This window comes from Marininema mesophilum (assembly GCF_900106775.1).
Taxonomy (GTDB): Bacteria; Bacillota; Bacilli; order Thermoactinomycetales; family DSM-45169; genus Marininema; species Marininema mesophilum.
Genome location: NZ_FNNQ01000001.1, coordinates 206,012 through 223,437, shown reverse-complemented (window position 1 = coordinate 223,437; position 17,426 = coordinate 206,012). Strand labels below are relative to the sequence as shown.

At 48.8% G+C, this 17,426-nt stretch carries 14 protein-coding genes and 1 other annotated feature; of the genes, 13 read left to right on the top strand and 1 reads right to left on the bottom strand.

Annotation, left to right across the window (positions count from 1 at the left end; translation table 11 throughout):
• Positions 1-90 precede the first annotated feature (90 nt).
• Complete coding sequence (locus BLV90_RS00860; RefSeq protein ID WP_091734738.1) at positions 91-936, top strand: DivIVA domain-containing protein; 846 nt, start codon at positions 91-93, stop codon at positions 934-936.
• Between the two features lie 170 nt (positions 937-1,106).
• Positions 1,107-1,346, top strand: a binding site (T-box leader).
• Positions 1,347-1,386: 40 nt separating this feature from the next.
• Entirely contained in the window at positions 1,387-4,167 is a 2,781-nt protein-coding gene (gene ileS, locus BLV90_RS00855; RefSeq protein WP_091734736.1) for an isoleucine--tRNA ligase, read from the top strand.
• A gap of 83 nt (positions 4,168-4,250) precedes the next feature.
• On the opposite strand, the gene BLV90_RS00850 is transcribed toward ileS, so the two are convergent.
• The gene (locus tag BLV90_RS00850; protein WP_091734734.1) at positions 4,251-4,460 is read right to left on the bottom strand and encodes a hypothetical protein; all 210 of its coding nucleotides are present in this window, start codon (positions 4,458-4,460) and stop codon (positions 4,251-4,253) included.
• Between the two features lie 188 nt (positions 4,461-4,648).
• Here BLV90_RS00850 and BLV90_RS00845 point away from each other — a divergent pair, with 188 nt between their 5' ends.
• From BLV90_RS00845 to pyrE, 11 genes are all read left to right on the top strand, one after another.
• Positions 4,649-5,362, top strand: coding sequence for a TraR/DksA C4-type zinc finger protein (locus BLV90_RS00845; RefSeq protein WP_091734732.1), 714 nt, complete (start codon positions 4,649-4,651; stop codon positions 5,360-5,362).
• A 172-nt stretch (positions 5,363-5,534) separates the two neighbouring features.
• Positions 5,535-6,032 carry a signal peptidase II gene (lspA, locus tag BLV90_RS00840; RefSeq protein WP_091734730.1) on the top strand — a complete coding sequence of 166 codons (498 nt, stop codon included), beginning with the start codon at positions 5,535-5,537 and terminating at the stop codon, positions 6,030-6,032.
• Positions 6,029-6,955 (top strand): RluA family pseudouridine synthase, encoded by a 927-nt coding sequence (locus BLV90_RS00835; RefSeq protein WP_245726202.1) that lies wholly within the window; start codon positions 6,029-6,031, stop codon positions 6,953-6,955. The genes lspA and BLV90_RS00835 overlap by 4 nt, the downstream gene beginning before the upstream one ends.
• Positions 6,956-7,114: 159 nt before the next feature.
• Entirely contained in the window at positions 7,115-7,654 is a 540-nt protein-coding gene (gene pyrR, locus BLV90_RS00830; protein WP_143034964.1) for a bifunctional pyr operon transcriptional regulator/uracil phosphoribosyltransferase PyrR, read from the top strand.
• Between the two features lie 150 nt (positions 7,655-7,804).
• Positions 7,805-9,166, top strand: a complete 1,362-nt coding sequence (gene uraA, locus BLV90_RS00825) for a uracil permease (protein WP_091734728.1) — start codon at positions 7,805-7,807, stop codon at positions 9,164-9,166.
• A 168-nt stretch (positions 9,167-9,334) separates the two neighbouring features.
• Entirely contained in the window at positions 9,335-10,255 is a 921-nt protein-coding gene (locus BLV90_RS00820) for an aspartate carbamoyltransferase catalytic subunit (RefSeq protein WP_091734726.1), read from the top strand.
• A gap of 6 nt (positions 10,256-10,261) precedes the next feature.
• Positions 10,262-11,557: a dihydroorotase gene (locus tag BLV90_RS00815; protein ID WP_091734724.1), complete on the top strand. Its 1,296-nt coding sequence runs from the start codon at positions 10,262-10,264 to the stop codon at positions 11,555-11,557.
• Between the two features lie 68 nt (positions 11,558-11,625).
• Entirely contained in the window at positions 11,626-12,711 is a 1,086-nt protein-coding gene (gene carA, locus BLV90_RS00810; protein WP_091734722.1) for a glutamine-hydrolyzing carbamoyl-phosphate synthase small subunit, read from the top strand.
• Positions 12,704-15,925: a carbamoyl-phosphate synthase large subunit gene (gene carB / locus BLV90_RS00805; RefSeq protein WP_091734721.1), complete on the top strand. Its 3,222-nt coding sequence runs from the start codon at positions 12,704-12,706 to the stop codon at positions 15,923-15,925. The genes carA and carB overlap by 8 nt, the downstream gene beginning before the upstream one ends.
• A complete protein-coding gene (gene pyrF / locus BLV90_RS00800; protein ID WP_091734718.1) occupies positions 15,925-16,674 on the top strand; it encodes an orotidine-5'-phosphate decarboxylase in 750 nt (249 codons plus the stop codon). Before carB ends, pyrF begins: the two co-directional genes overlap by 1 nt.
• Positions 16,671-17,255 carry an orotate phosphoribosyltransferase gene (gene pyrE, locus BLV90_RS00795; RefSeq protein WP_091734716.1) on the top strand — a complete coding sequence of 195 codons (585 nt, stop codon included), beginning with the start codon at positions 16,671-16,673 and terminating at the stop codon, positions 17,253-17,255. Before pyrF ends, pyrE begins: the two co-directional genes overlap by 4 nt.
• Positions 17,256-17,426: the final 171 nt, after the last annotated feature.

Below are 17,426 nucleotides of genomic sequence, written 5' to 3'. Positions count from 1 at the left end.
CTTTTGGACAAAATAGCTGGTCATGTGGAGGTAATTCTGCTACCATTGTAGAATAGTAAGTGGCGAACCCAAATTAGAGGAGGTGTCGACATGCCGCTTAGTCCTTTGGATATACACAACAAAGAATTTACTAAGTCTTTTCGCGGCTATGATGTAGATGAAGTAAACGACTTCCTCGACGAAATCATCAAAGACTTCGAATTTTTCACTCGTGAGAAAAAACAATTGGAGCAACAAGTCGAGGAATTACAGCAGGAATTGGAGCAAGCAATGGATCAACAATTGCCTCCGATTCAGGAAGCTAGTCCACAACCTCCTGCACCTGCTCAACAACCGCAGCCTCGCTATCAAGCACCAGAACAATCTTATCCGGCTACGCCTTCCCCAGCTGCACTATCGTCCATGGAGCAAAGCATCCATAAGTCGATTCGTGTCGCTCAGGAAGTGGCTGAAGAAGTTCGCTTGAATGCAAAGAAAGAAGCAGAGTTGATTGTACAAGAGGCTGAGAAAAACGCAGATCGGATCATCAACGAAGCGTTGCAAAAAGCCCGTGCAATTCACAGTGAACTGTTTGACCTCAAGCAAAAAGCAACGATCTATCGTGCGCGTTTCCGTACGCTGGTTCAATCTCATATGGATATCCTAGACAATTCCGATTGGGAATCCCTTGAGGAGCTTGAGGAAGGTTTGGAAGAAGCGGGAGAACAGTTGAATCAATATGCACAATCTGGCCCTGAAACGATGAGCCTGGAATCTGGTGAACAGTTCAGTACACAGGAATATAGTGCACAGGACTTCAACACCCAAGAATTTAACCCAACGATAGGTAACGATGATAGTGGCTACGCAGAATCTTCTTATATGGATGAAGAGGACGAGCCACGTCGTGATCTGCGCCGTACATCTCGCAAGATGAAACGGAAAGCGATGTTCTAATAACTGATAGAAGCACTGACCAGCTTGACACAGGGGTTTTGTGCTTGGTATCATTTAGAAAATGATCGATTGGGTTACCCAATGAAAAGAAATCAGGTAGGTCTTCGCTAACAAGAGACAAACCTGAGTTTTTCAAAAAGACCCTGTGGATCCTCCACAGGGTCTTATCATATCCGGCAATGACTGGGAGAGTAAGCAAGGGGTTCATGGTATAAGCGAGCCAGGGATGGTGTAAGCCTGGTCGATGTCCCTTACTGAAGATCACCCAAGAGCCGTCCCCTGAAATGGCGAAATCCAGAATAGGGCGGACCGAGTCATTTACGTTACGAATGCTTGAGTGAGTTCTAACCACTTTTTTGTGGCTTAGGACTTTAGTAGGGTGGTACCACGGGTTACTTCTCGTCCCTAAGGGGATTGAGAAGTTTTTTTATTTCTGAAGGGGTGAGATTGTTGGACTATAAAAAAACCTTAAATTTACCTGAAACGGAGTTTCCGATGCGAGGAAACTTACCCAACCGTGAACCAGAAATGCAGGCATGGTGGGATAGGACAGATGTCTATGGTCAAGTGGCAAAGAAACGGGCGGGACAGCCGAAGTTTATCTTGCATGATGGTCCCCCCTATGCGAATGGAGATATCCATATTGGGCATGCATTAAATAAGGTGCTAAAGGATTTTATCGTTCGATATAAATCGTTGCAAGGATTTGATGCTCCATATGTTCCCGGATGGGATACCCATGGTCTGCCGATTGAACAGGCAGTTACCAGCAAGAAGAAAGTGAACCGGAAGAAGATGGACCCTGTCGAGTTCCGCAAGATCTGTGAAGATTACGCTCTCTCCTTTGTTGAAAAGCAGAAAGCACAGTTTAAACGATTGGGCGTTCGCGGGGATTGGGATCATCCGTACATTACCTTAAAGCCGGAGTATGAGGCAAGTCAGATTCGCGTTTTTGGTGAGATGGCGAAGAGAGGCTATGTGTATCGTTCCTATCGCTGCATCTATTGGTCTCCTTCCTCGGAATCCGCCCTGGCTGACGCTGAGATCGAATATCAGGATAAACGTTCTCCCTCCATCTATGTAGCCTTTGATGTAAAAGATGGGAAGGGCAAACTACCTGAGGATGCCTCCGTCATCATCTGGACAACCACTCCCTGGACGCTCCCTGCTAACTTGGGGATTGCTCTCGGTGCAGAATTTACGTATGTACTCGTAACTACAGGAGAAGGGCGTAAATTTTTGTTGGCAGAGGATTTAGCTGAGGATGTGCTTAAGCTAATCGGAGTTGAAGAGTACACCAAAGAAGAAACTTTCCGCGGAAAAGAGTTAGAGGGTGTTCTTTGCCAACATCCCTTTTATGATCGAGAAAGTCCAATCATTCTTGGAGACCATGTCACATTGGATGCGGGTACAGGTTGTGTCCATACGGCTCCTGGGCATGGTGTGGATGACTTTGAACTTGCTAAGAAGTATGGACTGGGTGTTATTAGTCCAGTTGATGAAAAAGGAAAGTTGACGAAAGAAGCTCCTGGATTTGAAGGATTGTTTTACGATGATGCCAATAAAGTGGTCACCGAAAAACTGACCGAATCAGGTCATCTATTGAAACTCGTCTTTATCACCCATCAATATCCCCATGATTGGCGGACGAAGAAGCCAGTTATCTTCCGGGCGACAGAGCAATGGTTTGCCTCCATCGATGGATTCCGCAAAGAGATGCTAGATGCGATTCAACATGTAAAATGGACTCCATCCTGGGGAGAAACACGACTAGGAAATATGGTAGAGGATCGAAATGACTGGTGTATTTCCAGACAACGAGTCTGGGGAGTACCCCTTCCTATTTTCTATTGTGAATCCTGTAATCACCCGCATATCACGGATGAGTCAATCGATAAGGTGGCTGATTTATTTAGCCAAGAAGGTTCCTCTGTGTGGTTTGCCCGAGATGCAAAAGAGTTATTACCTGAAGGTACTCAGTGTTCGGAGTGTGGAAACCATAGCTTCCGTAAAGAGACCGACATCATGGATGTCTGGTTTGACTCCGGTTCGAGTCATGCGGCTGTTCTGGAAACACGAAAAGATTCCTCCTGGCCAGCGGACCTCTATCTAGAAGGTTCAGATCAATATCGTGGCTGGTTTAATTCTTCCTTGTCTACTTCGGTTTCGACGAAGGGTACTGCACCTTATCGTGAAGTTCTCTCCCATGGATTTACACTGGACGGGGAAGGAAAGAAGATGTCTAAATCCCTCGGCAATGTGATTGATCCCTTGAAAGTGATGAAAAACTATGGCGCCGACATTTTACGTCTATGGGTTTCCTCTACGGATTATCAAGCCGATGTTCGGGTTTCAGAGGACATCCTGAAGCAGATCGCTGAGGCTTACCGGAAAATCCGTAATACCTTGCGTTTTCTTCTTGGAAACTTGGCGGATTTTGCTCCTGTGGAATACGCGGTCCAAGTGGCTGATTTGGATGAAATCGACCGCTATGCGTTAATTAAGTTGCAGCGGTTGATTGAGAAAGTAACGACTGGATATGAAAACTATGATTTTCATACTGTCTACTATCAAATCCATCACTTCTGCACCGTTTTCTTGAGCCAGTTCTATCTAGACGTATTAAAAGATCGCCTCTACACGTTGCCTGCTGCTGATGCCAAACGCCGTTCTTCCCAGACGGTCATGTTGGAAATGCTAAAAACCCTGGTGGTTTTGGTGAACCCCATCATTCCGCACACGACAGAAGAAGTATGGAAATTTGTGCCGGGTACCAAGGATGAAAGCATTCAGTTAGCAGATTTTCCTCAAATGAAGGTAGCGGTATTGGATCGTGAACTTGAGGAGAAGTGGGATCGCTTGACTGAACTGCGGGATACGGTGCTGAAAGCGTTGGAAGAAGCACGTGCGGCCAAGGTGATTGGGAACTCCCTCGGAGCGGCTGTAGAGCTATATCCATCCGAATCCAATTTTGAGCTACTACACAGCATTCAGGACAATCTGACGGAGCTGTTTATCGTTTCCCAGGTTAGCTTATTCCAAGGAGCTAAACCTGAGAGTGAAGGAGTAGTTAAGGGAGAGGGACTCGATGTAAAGGTAAATCCTGCTTCCGGTGAAAAATGTCAACGTTGCTGGATGATCAGTCCCACGGTAGGGACGGATGAAACCTACCCAGAGCTTTGTGATCGCTGCGCAGACACGGTTTCTAAGCACTACGCTGACGTGGAGTGACGAGGTAGGATTAAAGAGATCATCCCACTGCATTTCAAGAATGAAAAAATCCGCAACCAGAGAATGTAGCTGGTTGCGGATTTTTATTGTCGTTGTTGACCTTCACTGTGGATAAGAAAAGCTAATAACGAAATAGCAGAGATACCAATCATGATCATGCCAATGTGATTAAGGAGTGGGGAGCTATAGGGAAGGATGAGGCGATCCACAAAAAGGAGTAGGACTCCAGTCCACCCATTGACTATCAATACACGATGATTGGCATGTGTGTAAAACCCTTCTTCGTCTTTCATGTGTGTCACACCTCTTGTTACTAATGTAGGTTCAGGATATCACAGGTAGTCAGGTGTTTGTAGGAGACTCAGCGAGTAAGGATTCGTATTCATTCAGACGCGTTGAATTTGTGGATTTTGGGAGACTATAAAAGGAATTCCTTCCCGTCATTTGCGCATGACCCGCGACTGCACAGGAAGAAAGGGGTATGATAGCCATGCTAACAGAGGAACAACTGGCTGGATTAAAGAGCCAATTGGAAAATGAAAAGGCACGTCTGCAAAAGAAATTATCCGATAACAACCATTTTGGGATGGAACAAGGAATGAATGACTCAATCGGTGAGTTATCCGGTTATGATAACCATCCTGCGGATATTGGAACCGAATTGTTTGAGCGAGGGAAGGATCTTGCTTTAAATGATGAACATGAAGAGCAATTGGAAGAAGTAGAAATGGCGCTTCTGCGGATGGATGCACATCATTATGGCACTTGTGTGGTTTGTGGTGAAGAGATTCCTTATGAACGACTGGAGGCAGTACCTGAGACTTCTTTTTGTATTGACCATCAACGGGATAAGGATATTTCCAATCGTCGCCCTGTTGAGGAACAAGTACTACAGAGTCCCTTTGGGCGGACCTTTAATGATTGTAAAGATGATAATGCCTTTGATGGAGAGGATGCATGGCAAGCTGTTGAACGTTATGGGACATCTAATCCACCGGATTTCTTCCGCGAAGGGAAGGACTACAATGAGTTAACGATTGATCCAGAAGAGCGGATTGGATATGCAGATGATGTAGAGGAACTTGCAGTGGCTGGAGTGGATGGCCGGCCGATTGAAAGTACTGTAGGAATTTATCAAGATGCAGCCAATCGAAGAAAAGAAGAAATAGATGACGAAGAGAATCCCCTCGAGTAACTAACTCTATTGTGAACATGATATGCCATTTCTACCTGGAGAGCCTCCATGCTCTCCTTTTCAAGTTGTTGGCTTACTTGGGCTTGTGCTACAATGAGATCCTGAAACCAGTGTGAATAAATCCGTGAAAGCGGTACTTATAAGTCATGAAGAGGGACAGGAGGAAGCATTGTTGCGCTACTATATATTTGCTGCTGCAATCTTGCTGTTGGATCAGGCGACAAAGTGGTTGGTTATGAAAAAAATGCATTTGTATGAGTCGATTCCATTGTGGGAAGGCGTTTTTCACATTACTTCCCATCGAAACCGTGGAGCTGCTTTTGGCATTTTGCAAGACCAACGCTGGTTGTTTATTTTGGTTACGTGTGCCGTGTTGGCGGCTATCGTCTTCTACCTGATGCGGATAGGAAAGAGTCAACCGATGCTTTCTTGGTCTTTGGCTTTAATCCTGGGTGGAGCGATCGGAAATCTTGTGGATCGGATCCGTTTTGGTGAAGTCGTCGATTTCCTGGATTTCCGCTATATCAACTTTGCCATATTTAACATAGCGGACTCTGCAATTTGTATCGGAGTTGCCCTCATGTTGTTGGTTACGTTACGTCAGTCCGAGGGTGAGTCGGAAGGGGCGGCAAAGGAGAAGTTGGTCCAAAAAGCAGGGGATAGCCAGTGAGTGATACAGAGAACTTACACGCTTTTCATGTGGACGAATCGGAGGCAGGAGAACGGCTGGATAAATTCCTTGCTAATCGCGAGGATGATTGGTCCCGGATGGCTGTCCAGGCTTGGATCAAGGATAACCGAGTGCTGGTAGATGGCCAGCATGTAAAAAGCAATTATCGTCTTGCAGTAGGGGAACATATAGAAGTAGCCGTTCCTCCTCCGGAAGAGTTACACATCGAAGCAGAAGCGATCCCACTGGAGATTGTATATGAAGATGACGATGTGATCGTTGTGAATAAAGAGCGGGGGATGGTGGTTCACCCGGCACCAGGAAATTACTCGGGAACGATGGTCAATGCTTTACTTTACCATTGCGACGATCTTTCGAGTGTAGGCGGGGTGATTCGCCCCGGGATTGTGCATCGCATCGATAAAGATACCTCGGGCCTGATCATGGCTACTAAAAATGATGTGGCACATTGGTCTTTAGCGGAGCAGTTGAAGGAGCATACGGTGGAGCGAGTCTATGAAACACTTGTTATCGGTAATCTCCCCCATGATCATGGAACCATCGATGCGGCGATTGGACGCGATCCAAAAAACCGTCAACGAATGGCCGTGGATCCAAAAAAGGGAAAACATGCGATTACTCATTTTGAAGTGGTAGAGCGATTTGGAAAGGCGACTTTGGTTCGATGTTGTTTGGAGACGGGTCGCACCCATCAGATTCGTGTGCATATGAAGTATATTGGCCATCCGATTGTTGGAGACCCTGTGTACAGCACCCAGGTGAAGAAATGGCCGATTAACGGGCAGGCGTTACATGCCAAAGTACTCGGGTTTCTCCATCCACGCACCGGGGATAAGCTTCGCTTTGTATCCGAAGTACCAGAGGATATGAAGGCATGTTTAGTTCGTCTTCGTCAACAATAATGTGATTGACATCCTATAGGGGATCCGTCATAATAATTTTAACTGAATAAGACCTTTTAACTCAGTCCCGTGAGGCTGGCAAGGGTGCGTATGCACGGAGTAGTGTGCGCTTTTTTGCCGAACATGGGTAAAAGAAGCGCTTTTTTTATGGAGAGAGGAATGATCCACTTGGATATGAAAACCATCCTCGATGATGCGGCCATTCGCCGGGCATTGACACGGATCGCTCATGAGATCATTGAGCGGAACAAGGGAGTATCGGAAGTGGTTCTCGTCGGTATTCGAACGCGAGGGATCTACCTTGCCAAACGGTTAGCCGAACGAATTCAGACCATCGAAGAGCAGACGGTCCCTGTTGGGGAATTGGATATCACCCTCTACCGAGACGATTTGACAGAGAAGATCGAACAACCGGAGGTGCGGGATTCAGATCTACCTGTCTCTATCCATGGTAAGACCGTTGTTCTGGTGGATGATGTTCTCTTTACCGGACGTACGGTACGAGCGGCAATGGATGCATTGATTGATCAAGGGCGCCCGAAGATGATCCAACTGGCCGTACTGGTGGATCGGGGACACAGGGAGTTACCGATTCGGCCTGATTATGTAGGGAAAAACGTTCCTACCTCTCACAGTGAAGTCGTCACGGTCACTGTAGAGGAAATTGATCCCCAGGATCGAGTCATGATTCGTAAATAAAATCAATAAGAGTTCACCCTTTAAGGACGATCCCGTGAGGTCGGTAAGGGAGGACGCTAGGCTTCCCCATGGTCCTTTGAAACTTGGGAAAGTGCGTCTCTCTGCCGAATCTCAGGCAGAGAGCTTTTTTATACCAAGGAGGTTTCGTTTATGAAAGAAAAAATGGTTCTGGATGTTCATGAGAAACCGCCTATTGGAAAGTGGTTGGCCTTTAGCTTACAACACCTTTTTGCCATGTTCGGAGCAACCATTCTTGTACCGATGCTGACCGGCCTCTCCCCTGCTGTTACCCTGATGTGTAGTGGAGTAGGAACGATAGCCTATCTCCTCATTACACGAGGGAAAGTACCTGCGTACCTAGGCTCATCCTTCGCTTTTATCGTTCCGATTATCTCAGTATCCCAATCCCAAGGAAAAGAGGCCGCTTTGTTCGGATGTTTCCTCGTCGGCCTCGTTTACGGTGTAGTGGCTCTGATCGTTGGTAGGATGGGTTCTGGTTGGTTGGATAAAATATTGCCACCCGTTGTTATAGGCTCAGTGGTCATTGTCATTGGGTTGGCTTTAGCAGGAACCGCAGTCGATATGGCGAGTATGAAAAAGGTAGCCGTACCCATCCCCGATACAGTAAAAGAGTATCAGGCATTACCAGGTCAAGTGGATCAGGTGAATCAGGAGAAAGGGACCATTACTTTGAAGGTTTACTCGATGGAAACCTTCGGGGTAGCTTTAGCCACCCTGGCAATCGCGATCAGTGCCAGTCTTTTTCTTAGAGGGTTCCTCAATTTAATTCCGATTTTACTGGGGATCATTGGAGGATACCTCATTGCCCTCTCACTAGGAATGGTCGACCTTACCCCTGTACGAGAGGCCCCTTGGTTGGCGCTCCCTGAGTTTACTTCCCCGAAAGTCTCCTGGTCAGCAGCATGGGTAATCGTACCCGTCACCTTGGTGGTGTTGGCTGAGCATATCGGTCACTTAGTCGTGACGAGTAACATTATGGAACGAGATTTGTCAAAGGATCCAGGACTTCATCGCTCCCTTTTGGGAGATGGGGTATCCGTCATTTTTTCCTCCTTTCTAGGAGGGCCGCCAACAACGACTTACGGAGAAAATATCGGTGTGATGGCGATCTCGCGTATCTTTAGCGTCTGGGTGATTGGTGGGGCAGCCGTGTTGGCGACAACCTTCTCCTTTATCGGAAAACTCTCGGCATTGATTGCGACCATCCCTACCCCAGTGATGGGTGGTGTTTCCATCCTCCTCTTTGGCATCATCGCCTCCTCGGGACTTCGGATGTTGGTAGAAAATCGCATTGATTTTAGTGATAAGCGAAATTTGGTCATCGCCTCTGTGGTCCTGGTCATCGGCATTGGCGGTGCTGTCCTCAAGTTGACGGGTATTCATCTGGAACTTGAAGGTACAGCGCTAGCTACCGTAGTGGGGATTCTACTCAATCTAGTGTTTCCGCTGAAACGAAAAGGAAAAAATAACAGTGCTTCCCAAGTGGCCTAAAACTATAAAGCGAAGAAGCAACCTTTAAATCCAGTCCTGTGAGACTGAGGAAGGAAGCGGGTAATCTCCAGTGGTAATTCCTATCACTTGGTGGATTGCAACCTGGCCACTCCTTCCGATAAAACAGAAGGAGTTCTTTTACGAAGAAGAGAGAGGAGACGATATAGAATGATTTCAATGATAGCGGATCGCGGCCATTTAATTGATACGGATCATTTGTCTCGGGAGGAGATGGAGGAGCTCTTCATACGAGCAGAGTATTGGCGTACCCATCCTGAAGCATGGCAACACGCCTTTCCAGGACGCTTTGCTGCCAATCTCTTCTTCGAACCAAGTACGCGCACACGGATTTCTTTTGAAGTGGCGGAGAAAAAACTAGGAATGGAAACCCTACATTTAGATGGTGAACGCTCCAGTACGGTGAAGGGCGAGACGATGGAGGATACGTTAAAAACTTTGGCGGCCATCGGGGTGGAGGTCGTCGTCGTTCGCCACCAGGGAGTTGGGCGACTGGCTACCATGGCGGAGGTCGACACAGGGGTTACCTTGATCAACGCAGGGGAAGGAAATGGTGGCCATCCTACCCAAGCATTGCTGGACCTCTTTACATTACAGCGTCATTTTGGTCACTTAGCTGGTCTAACCGTAGTGATCGCTGGGGACATTCGTCACAGTCGTGTAGCTCGCTCTAATTTGTGGGCATTACGCTCCTTCGGTGCCCGGGTAATAGTAACTGGCCCGGAATCCATGAGAGATCCCTCAATGGAGGAGGTAGCAAGCTACCTTCCCTTTGATGAAGCGATCGAACAGGCCGATGCGCTCATGATGCTCCGCGTCCAATTGGAACGGCATGAGGAGAGTCTATTTACTTCAGCCGATGCGTATCGGTTGGCCTATGGATTGACACGGGAACGATTGGAGAGGATGCCCGCTCATGGAATCATCCTGCATCCAGCACCTGTCAATCGTGATGTGGAGATTGAGAGCGAGTTAGTTGAGCATCCCCGCTCTAAGATTTTTACTCAAATGGAGAATGGGGTTTGGATTCGGATGGCCGTCTTGGAACGAGCACTATTGGGGAGAGGATGAGGGGATATGGGAGGACAATTGTTAACGAAGGGCAGAATGATCGGTGAGGGCGGTCAGTTGGTCCCTGCAGATGTGCGTATCCATGAGGGACAGATTGTTGAGATCGGAGCCAATCTTCCAGAAGCAGGGGATAAGGTGATTCCGGTAGATGGCAAGCTAATCATACCTGGATTAATCGATCTGCATATTCACCTGCGGGAGCCAGGTTTTGAGGCAAAGGAGACAATCGCAACAGGGACAAGCGCCGCGGCTAAGGGTGGCTATACTGCAGTGGCATGTATGCCAAATACACGCCCAGTGACGGATCGTGTAGAAGGTGTGCGCAGGATCCTTGAGACCAATGAGCGCGAAGGAAGTGGTGTACGAGTTCTCCCGATTGCTGCGATTACCAAGACTTCTAATGGCGAAGAGCTGACGGATATGGAGGCCTTAAAGGAAGCGGGAGCCTTTGCAGTTTCTGATGATGGGGTAGGGGTACAGAGTCCACGGATGATGAAAGCGGCGATGCGACTTGCAGCAGAGGTGGATGTTGCGGTAGTTGCCCACTGTGAAGAGGAGGATCTGTTGGTAGAGGGAGCCTGTGTTCATGAGGGTAGCTTTGCAAAAGCTTACGATCTTCCTGGCATCCCTGGAGAGTCTGAAGCGATCCATGTAGGACGGGATATACTACTAGCCGAAGATACCGGGGTACATTATCACATTTGCCACATGAGTGCAGAGGCATCTGTCCGTTTGCTTCGGGAAGCAAAATCCCGGGGGCAGCGGGTAACCGGGGAAGTCACCCCTCATCATCTACTTCTTTGCGAAGAGGATATTCCAGGGTTAGATACACGCTATAAAATGAACCCTCCTCTAAGACGGAAAAGGGATCAACAAGTTTTATTGGCAGCACTAAAGGATGGCACCATCGACTTTATTGCGACGGACCATGCCCCTCACATCGCTGAGGAGAAGGCGCAAGGGATGGTTAACTCCCCCTTTGGGATCGTCGGTCTAGAGACAGCTTTCCCCCTCCTTTACACGCACCTTGTGGAAACAGGCAAGCTGACGCTAAGTGAGTTAGTGGACAAGATGACCCGGATTCCAGCAGAGTGCTTCAATCTGCCCTGGGGACGTTTGGTGGAGGGAGCGGTTGCGGATCTGGCCGTGATTGACTTAGAAACCGAACGAGCAGTCGACCCCGATAATTTTGCTTCAAAAGGGCGTAATACCCCCTTCGAAGATTGGAAGCTAAAAGGCTGGCCTACGATGACCATAGTTGAAGGGCGTATCGTATGGCAGGAAACTGGGGTTCACATCTAAGCTCGGGCATGGTTGGATTAAAGTAGAGAGGCTGACAATAAGGAACGGGAAAATTGGGAGGGTGAAACATGAGGGCCAAGCTATTATTAGAAGATGGAACCAAGATGGAAGGACACTCCTACGGAGCAGAGGGTGAGCAGGTAGGGGAAGTCGTATTTAATACAGGGATGACAGGGTATCAAGAAGTGTTGACGGACCCTTCCTATTGTGGGCAAATCGTTACGATGACGTATCCTCTCATCGGCAACTATGGGCTAAATCGGCATGACCTAGAATCGCGTAGTCCTTTTGTGAACGGATTTATCACCCGGGAAGAGGCTACAGTACCTAGTCATTGGCGAAGTGAGCAGAGCATTAGCCACTGGCTAAAGGAATACGGGATTCTGGGGGTCAGTGGGATTGATACCCGAATGCTCACGAAGAAACTTCGTATCCATGGCACGATGAAAGGAATCCTTTCTACTTTAGAAGAACCATGGGAGGCATTAGCTGAACGCCTCGGGGCGACGGAGTTAATGCGCGATCAGGTTGCACGGGTAAGTGCACGCAACATCCATGTTTCCCCAAGTTATGGACCGCGAGTGGTGCTGATGGACTTTGGCGCCAAGTATGGACAACAGCGTGAATTAACCAAGCGGGGTTGCGATGTCGTCGTAGTTCCCTGGAATACCTCAGCAGAGGAAGTTCATCGCTTGCGCCCAGATGGCGTATTTTTGTCCAATGGTCCTGGAGACCCGAAGGATATCCCCTCAGCGATTCGTACGGTAGAACAATTACTAGGCCATTATCCACTCTTCGGGATCTGTCTTGGTCATCAATTATTTGCCCTCGCCTGTGGCGCGGACACAGAGAAGATGAAGTTTGGTCACCGGGGTTCTAATCAACCGGTAAAGGAATTATCTACAGGGCGCACTGCGATTACCTCTCAAAATCATGGGTACACCGTGCGCATCGATTCCTTAAAAGATACGCCCCTGGAATTAACGCACATTGCTCTAAATGACGGTACCTGTGAAGGATTAGCACATAAGGAGTTGCCAGCCTTCTCCGTTCAGTACCATCCCGAAGCCGCTCCAGGCCCTCATGATTCCAATTATCTCTTTGATCGCTTCGTAGAAATGTTGACCAAAAAGGAGGGCGCCGTCCATGCCTAAAGATACCACGTTGAAAAAAATCCTGGTGATCGGTTCCGGTCCCATAGTGATCGGGCAGGCGGCGGAGTTTGACTATGCGGGTACCCAGGCGTGCCAATCGCTAAGAGAAGAAGGCATTGAAGTGATTCTGATCAATAGTAACCCCGCAACGATTATGACGGATACGGACATCGCCGATAAAGTTTACATTGAGCCAATGACCCCAGAGTTTATCACCCAAGTGATTCGAAAAGAACGCCCAGATGGACTTCTGCCAACTCTAGGAGGGCAAACGGGTCTGAACTTAGCAGTAAAGTTGGCGGAGAGTGGCGTCTTGGAGCGAGAAGGAGTACGACTTCTCGGTACGGAGCTCCATGCGATCACCTGTGCAGAGGACCGGGATCTGTTTCGTAATTTGATGCGCGAGTTAAATGAGCCGGTGCCTGAGAGCGATATCGTACACACCGTGGAGGAGGCGGTCTCCTTTGCGGATCAGACTGGGTATCCATTGATCGTACGTCCCGCCTATACATTGGGCGGCTCCGGCGGAGGAATTGCCGACTCGGAGGAAGAACTGCGTGAAATCGTGGATAATGGGATTCGCTATAGTCCGATTGGCCAATGTCTCATTGAACAGAGTATCGCTGGATTTAAGGAAGTAGAGTATGAGGTCATGCGGGATGCGGCGGATAACGCTATCGTCGTTTGTAACATGGAAAACTTTGACCCAGTGGGTGTCCATACAGGGGATTCTATCGTCTTCGCTCCTACCCAAACCCTCTCGGACCGAGAGCATCAAATGTTGCGTACGGCTTCATTGAAGATAATTCGAGCGCTTGACATTCGCGGTGGATGTAATGTGCAGTTGGCCCTTGATCCACACAGCTTTCAGTATTATGTCATCGAGGTAAATCCCCGGGTAAGCCGCTCCAGTGCCCTCGCCTCTAAAGCGACGGGTTATCCTATCGCTCGGATCGCGGCAAAGATTGCGATTGGCTATCAATTGGATGAGATTATTAACCCGGTGACAGGGGAGACCACCGCTTGCTTTGAACCCACACTGGACTATGTTGTATCAAAAATTCCGCGCTGGCCCTTCGATAAATTTACGGATGCAAACCGGAAGCTAGGTACCCAGATGAAAGCGACTGGGGAAGTAATGGCCATCGGTCGTACCCTGGAAGAATCTCTGTTTAAGGCTGTACGGTCCCTAGAGATTGACCTGGATCATGTACAACTTCCTGATGCAGATCAATTGGATCGCAAGACCCTCATCCAACGCTTAGCCGTACCCGATGATGAACGTCTCTATTTACTCGCAGAATGGTTCCGCCGTGGGGAAGGCCTTGAAGAGGCACACCGCATCACCCAGATTGATCGTTTCTTCCTCGGGAAATTAGAAAAGATCGTTGCATTAGAGAGGGAGCTAGCCGATGAGGAGTGGACGCTAGATCTTCTTACCCGAGCCAAACGACTTGGGCTAACGGATCGAAGTATCGCCCGGTTTAGTGGTCGAAAGGAAGAAGAAGTGCGTCGCTATCGCCAAGCAGAGGGATTACGGCCGGTATATAAGATCGTGGATACCTGTGCCGCGGAATTTGAAGCGGCTACTCCTTACTTTTACTCCACCTATGAGTGGGAAGATGAGGTAGTTAAGACAGGGAAAGATACCGTCGTAGTTCTTGGGTCGGGTCCTATCCGGATTGGGCAGGGAGTAGAGTTTGACTATGCGACTGTCCATGCGATCCAGGCGATTCGTGATGCTGGATTGGAAGCCGTAATTATCAACAACAACCCGGAGACGGTTTCCACTGACTTTAATATCTCTGATCGACTCTACTTTGATCCGCTCTACATTGAAGACGTTCTTCACATTATTGAAAAGGAACAACCTGTCGGGGTCATCGTCCAATTTGGTGGACAGACTGCCTTAAACCTGGCACGGGATTTAAGAGAAGCAGGTATCCCGATCCTGGGTACTTCTCTTGATGAGATTGACCGAGCAGAGGATCGCGAAAAATTTGAGCGTCTTCTTGGTGATGTAGGAATCCCACAACCTCCTGGTAAAGGGGTTACCTCCGTTGAAGAGGCGTTGGAAGTGGTCAGAGAGCTTGGCTTCCCTGTCCTTGTACGCCCCTCCTATGTGATCGGAGGACGGGCGATGGAGATCGTCTATAGTGAGAAAGAATTGCTTAATTATATGGCTGCGGCGGTGAAGGTAAATCCTAATCACCCGGTTTTGATCGATCGCTATTTGCAAGGGAAAGAGATCGAGGTAGATGCTATCTCCGATGGTGAAACCGTGATGGTGCCTGGCATCATGGAGCATATCGAGCGGGCAGGAGTTCACTCAGGGGACTCGATTGCGGTTTACCCTCCACGCTCCATCACCCAGAAGCAAAAAGAGCGCCTGGTAGAAATGACGACCCAGCTAGCTCGGGCACTAAAAACCAAAGGGCTTATCAATATCCAGTTCGTTCTTCATGAAGAAGAAATTTATGTGCTGGAGGTAAATCCTCGGGCATCACGAACCGTACCTTTCCTCAGTAAAGTGACAGGGGTACCTATGGCGCGTGTTGCGACACGAATCATGCTGGGGCATAATCTATTGGCTCAGGGGTATTCAGGTGGCTTATGGCCTGAAGGGGAGGATGTAGCGGTTAAAGTACCTGTATTCTCCTTCGCCAAACTGCGCCGAGTGGATGTCACACTAGGGCCGGAAATGAAATCGACAGGAGAAGTTATGGGACGAGATCGAGATTATGCTCGTGCTGTCTATAAAGGGCTCCTCGCAGCAGGTGTCTCTCTCCCTCGCTTTGGAACAATCATCGCTACGATTAGCGATAAGGATAAAGAAGAGGCGATGGTTCTCATGCATCGCTTCCACCAACTGGGATATCAAATTGTAGCGACCAGCGGAACAGCCGATATGTTAACAGAAGCAGGCTTGCCCGTTACGCGGGTTAATAAGTTAAAGGATGGATCTCCCCATATTCTGGACTGGATTCGTGAAGGGAAGGCGGACCTCGTCGTCAACACCTGGACCCGTGGTAAAACGCCAGAGCGAGATGGTTTCCGGATTCGTCGGGAGGCCGTCGAGCACGGGATCGCTTGCCTTACCTCACTCGATACCGTAGAAGCCCTTCTTACAACCCTAGCCTCCATCTATCTAACCGCTGAACCTATCGGACAACCGAAGGAAGCCCCTGTACAAACGGTGGAGGTGACCGTCTGATGAGTGCCACCAGCACAGATCAATCGTTGTCTCAACGTGAGAGGGTGGCGGTGGCGCTTGATGTGCCCAGTTGGCAAGCGGCAGAGGCTTTTCTAAACCAGTGGCAGGGAAATGAAAAACCCTTTATAAAGGTGGGAATGCAACTCTTCTATGCCGCAGGGCCTGGGTTTATCCAGGAACTGACCGCCGCAGGGTATGACATTTTCCTCGATGTAAAACTACACGATATTCCGAACACCGTAGCGAGTGCGGTTCGTTCCCTTGCAGGGCTTGGGGTGAAATGGATAACCCTTCATGCCTCAGGTGGCCGGGCGATGATGGAGGCTGCTCGGGAAGCGGCAGAAGAGGCCGGTAGCCAGCGCCCGCGGCTCCTCGCGGTCACTCAACTAACGAGTACCGATCAAGAGATGTTAAATCATGAGATCGGCATCCCGGGAACGGTGCGCGACTCAGCTCTTCATTTAGCCGATCTAGCCCAACAAGCGGGGATGGACGGTATCGTCTGCTCAGGGGAAGAGGCACGAGGCATGAAGGAAAGTGTGGGTTCTCTCTTCACGGTCACCCCAGGAATTCGCCTCGACGGGAAGGCCTCAGAGGATCAAAAGCGTGTCATGACTCCCGAAGCGGCAATCAGTGAAGGGGCGGATATCCTTGTTGTGGGCCGTCCCATCACCCAGGCAGAAGACCCTGTAGCAGCTTATCAGAGTATCCTTAAGCGAGTGGAAGAAGCAAGGGGGAATAGAGGATGAGTCAAATCTGGAACGGATTGGAAACCATGAAGCGAACCGGTGTACTGAAAGAAGGTCACTTCGTCCTCTCATCAGGTCGTCATAGTGAGCAATACATGCAGTGTGCTCAGCTTCTGCAAAATCCAAAGGAAGCCGAAGCGGCGGGAGAAGCCCTAGCTGATTTGTTTCGCGACATCGAAGTGGATGTCGTAGTCGGTCCGGCATTAGGTGGCGTTATCATCGCCCATGAAACCGCAAGGGCGCTAGGTGTCCGCTGTCTCTTTGCCGAGCGGAAAGAAGGAGAGATGAGCCTTCGCCGGGGCTTTGCAGTATTTCCAGGAGAAAAGGTTCTTGCTATCGAAGATGTCGTCACTACCGGGGGATCTGTCCAGGAAGTCGTCGACCTTGTAGAGGAACTTGGGGCTAAGGTCGTCGGAATCGGCTCCATCGTTGACCGAAGTGGTGGAAACACAAATTTCCGCCATCCCTATAAAGCACTCCTAGCTCATACGATTGAAAGCTATGAGCCAGAGGCATGTCCCCTATGTATAGAAGGGGTTCCTGTAGAAAAACCGGGGAGTCGGCAAATGACAAAGGCATAAGAATGAAAAGGAATCGACCCAATGCTAGGGTCCGGTTCCTTTTTTGATTTGATGATAAATTGGTACAACCGCTTCTAGTTGACCAAAAGGGTAATTTATTTTAATAGAGAAATAAAAGGTATGAACAAGTTGCACCGTCCCAAAGGGGAAAAAATGCTTTTCTTTATTGTA

Excerpts from the sequence above, each read along its gene's own strand:
- BLV90_RS00845 (WP_091734732.1), top strand. The coding sequence starts at position 4,649 with ATGATAGCCATGCTAACAGAGGAACAACTGGCTGGATTAAAGAGCCAA.
- pyrR (WP_143034964.1), top strand. The coding sequence starts at position 7,115 with ATGATCCACTTGGATATGAAAACCATCCTCGATGATGCGGCCATTCGC.
- BLV90_RS00860 (WP_091734738.1), top strand. The coding sequence starts at position 91 with ATGCCGCTTAGTCCTTTGGATATACACAACAAAGAATTTACTAAGTCT.
- carA (WP_091734722.1), top strand. The coding sequence starts at position 11,626 with ATGAGGGCCAAGCTATTATTAGAAGATGGAACCAAGATGGAAGGACAC.
- uraA (WP_091734728.1), top strand. The coding sequence starts at position 7,805 with ATGAAAGAAAAAATGGTTCTGGATGTTCATGAGAAACCGCCTATTGGA.
- pyrF (WP_091734718.1), top strand. The coding sequence starts at position 15,925 with ATGAGTGCCACCAGCACAGATCAATCGTTGTCTCAACGTGAGAGGGTG.
- pyrE (WP_091734716.1), top strand. The coding sequence starts at position 16,671 with ATGAGTCAAATCTGGAACGGATTGGAAACCATGAAGCGAACCGGTGTA.
- BLV90_RS00850 (WP_091734734.1), bottom strand. The coding sequence starts at position 4,460 with ATGAAAGACGAAGAAGGGTTTTACACACATGCCAATCATCGTGTATTG.
- BLV90_RS00815 (WP_091734724.1), top strand. The coding sequence starts at position 10,262 with ATGGGAGGACAATTGTTAACGAAGGGCAGAATGATCGGTGAGGGCGGT.
- BLV90_RS00820 (WP_091734726.1), top strand. The coding sequence starts at position 9,335 with ATGATTTCAATGATAGCGGATCGCGGCCATTTAATTGATACGGATCAT.
- carB (WP_091734721.1), top strand. The coding sequence starts at position 12,704 with ATGCCTAAAGATACCACGTTGAAAAAAATCCTGGTGATCGGTTCCGGT.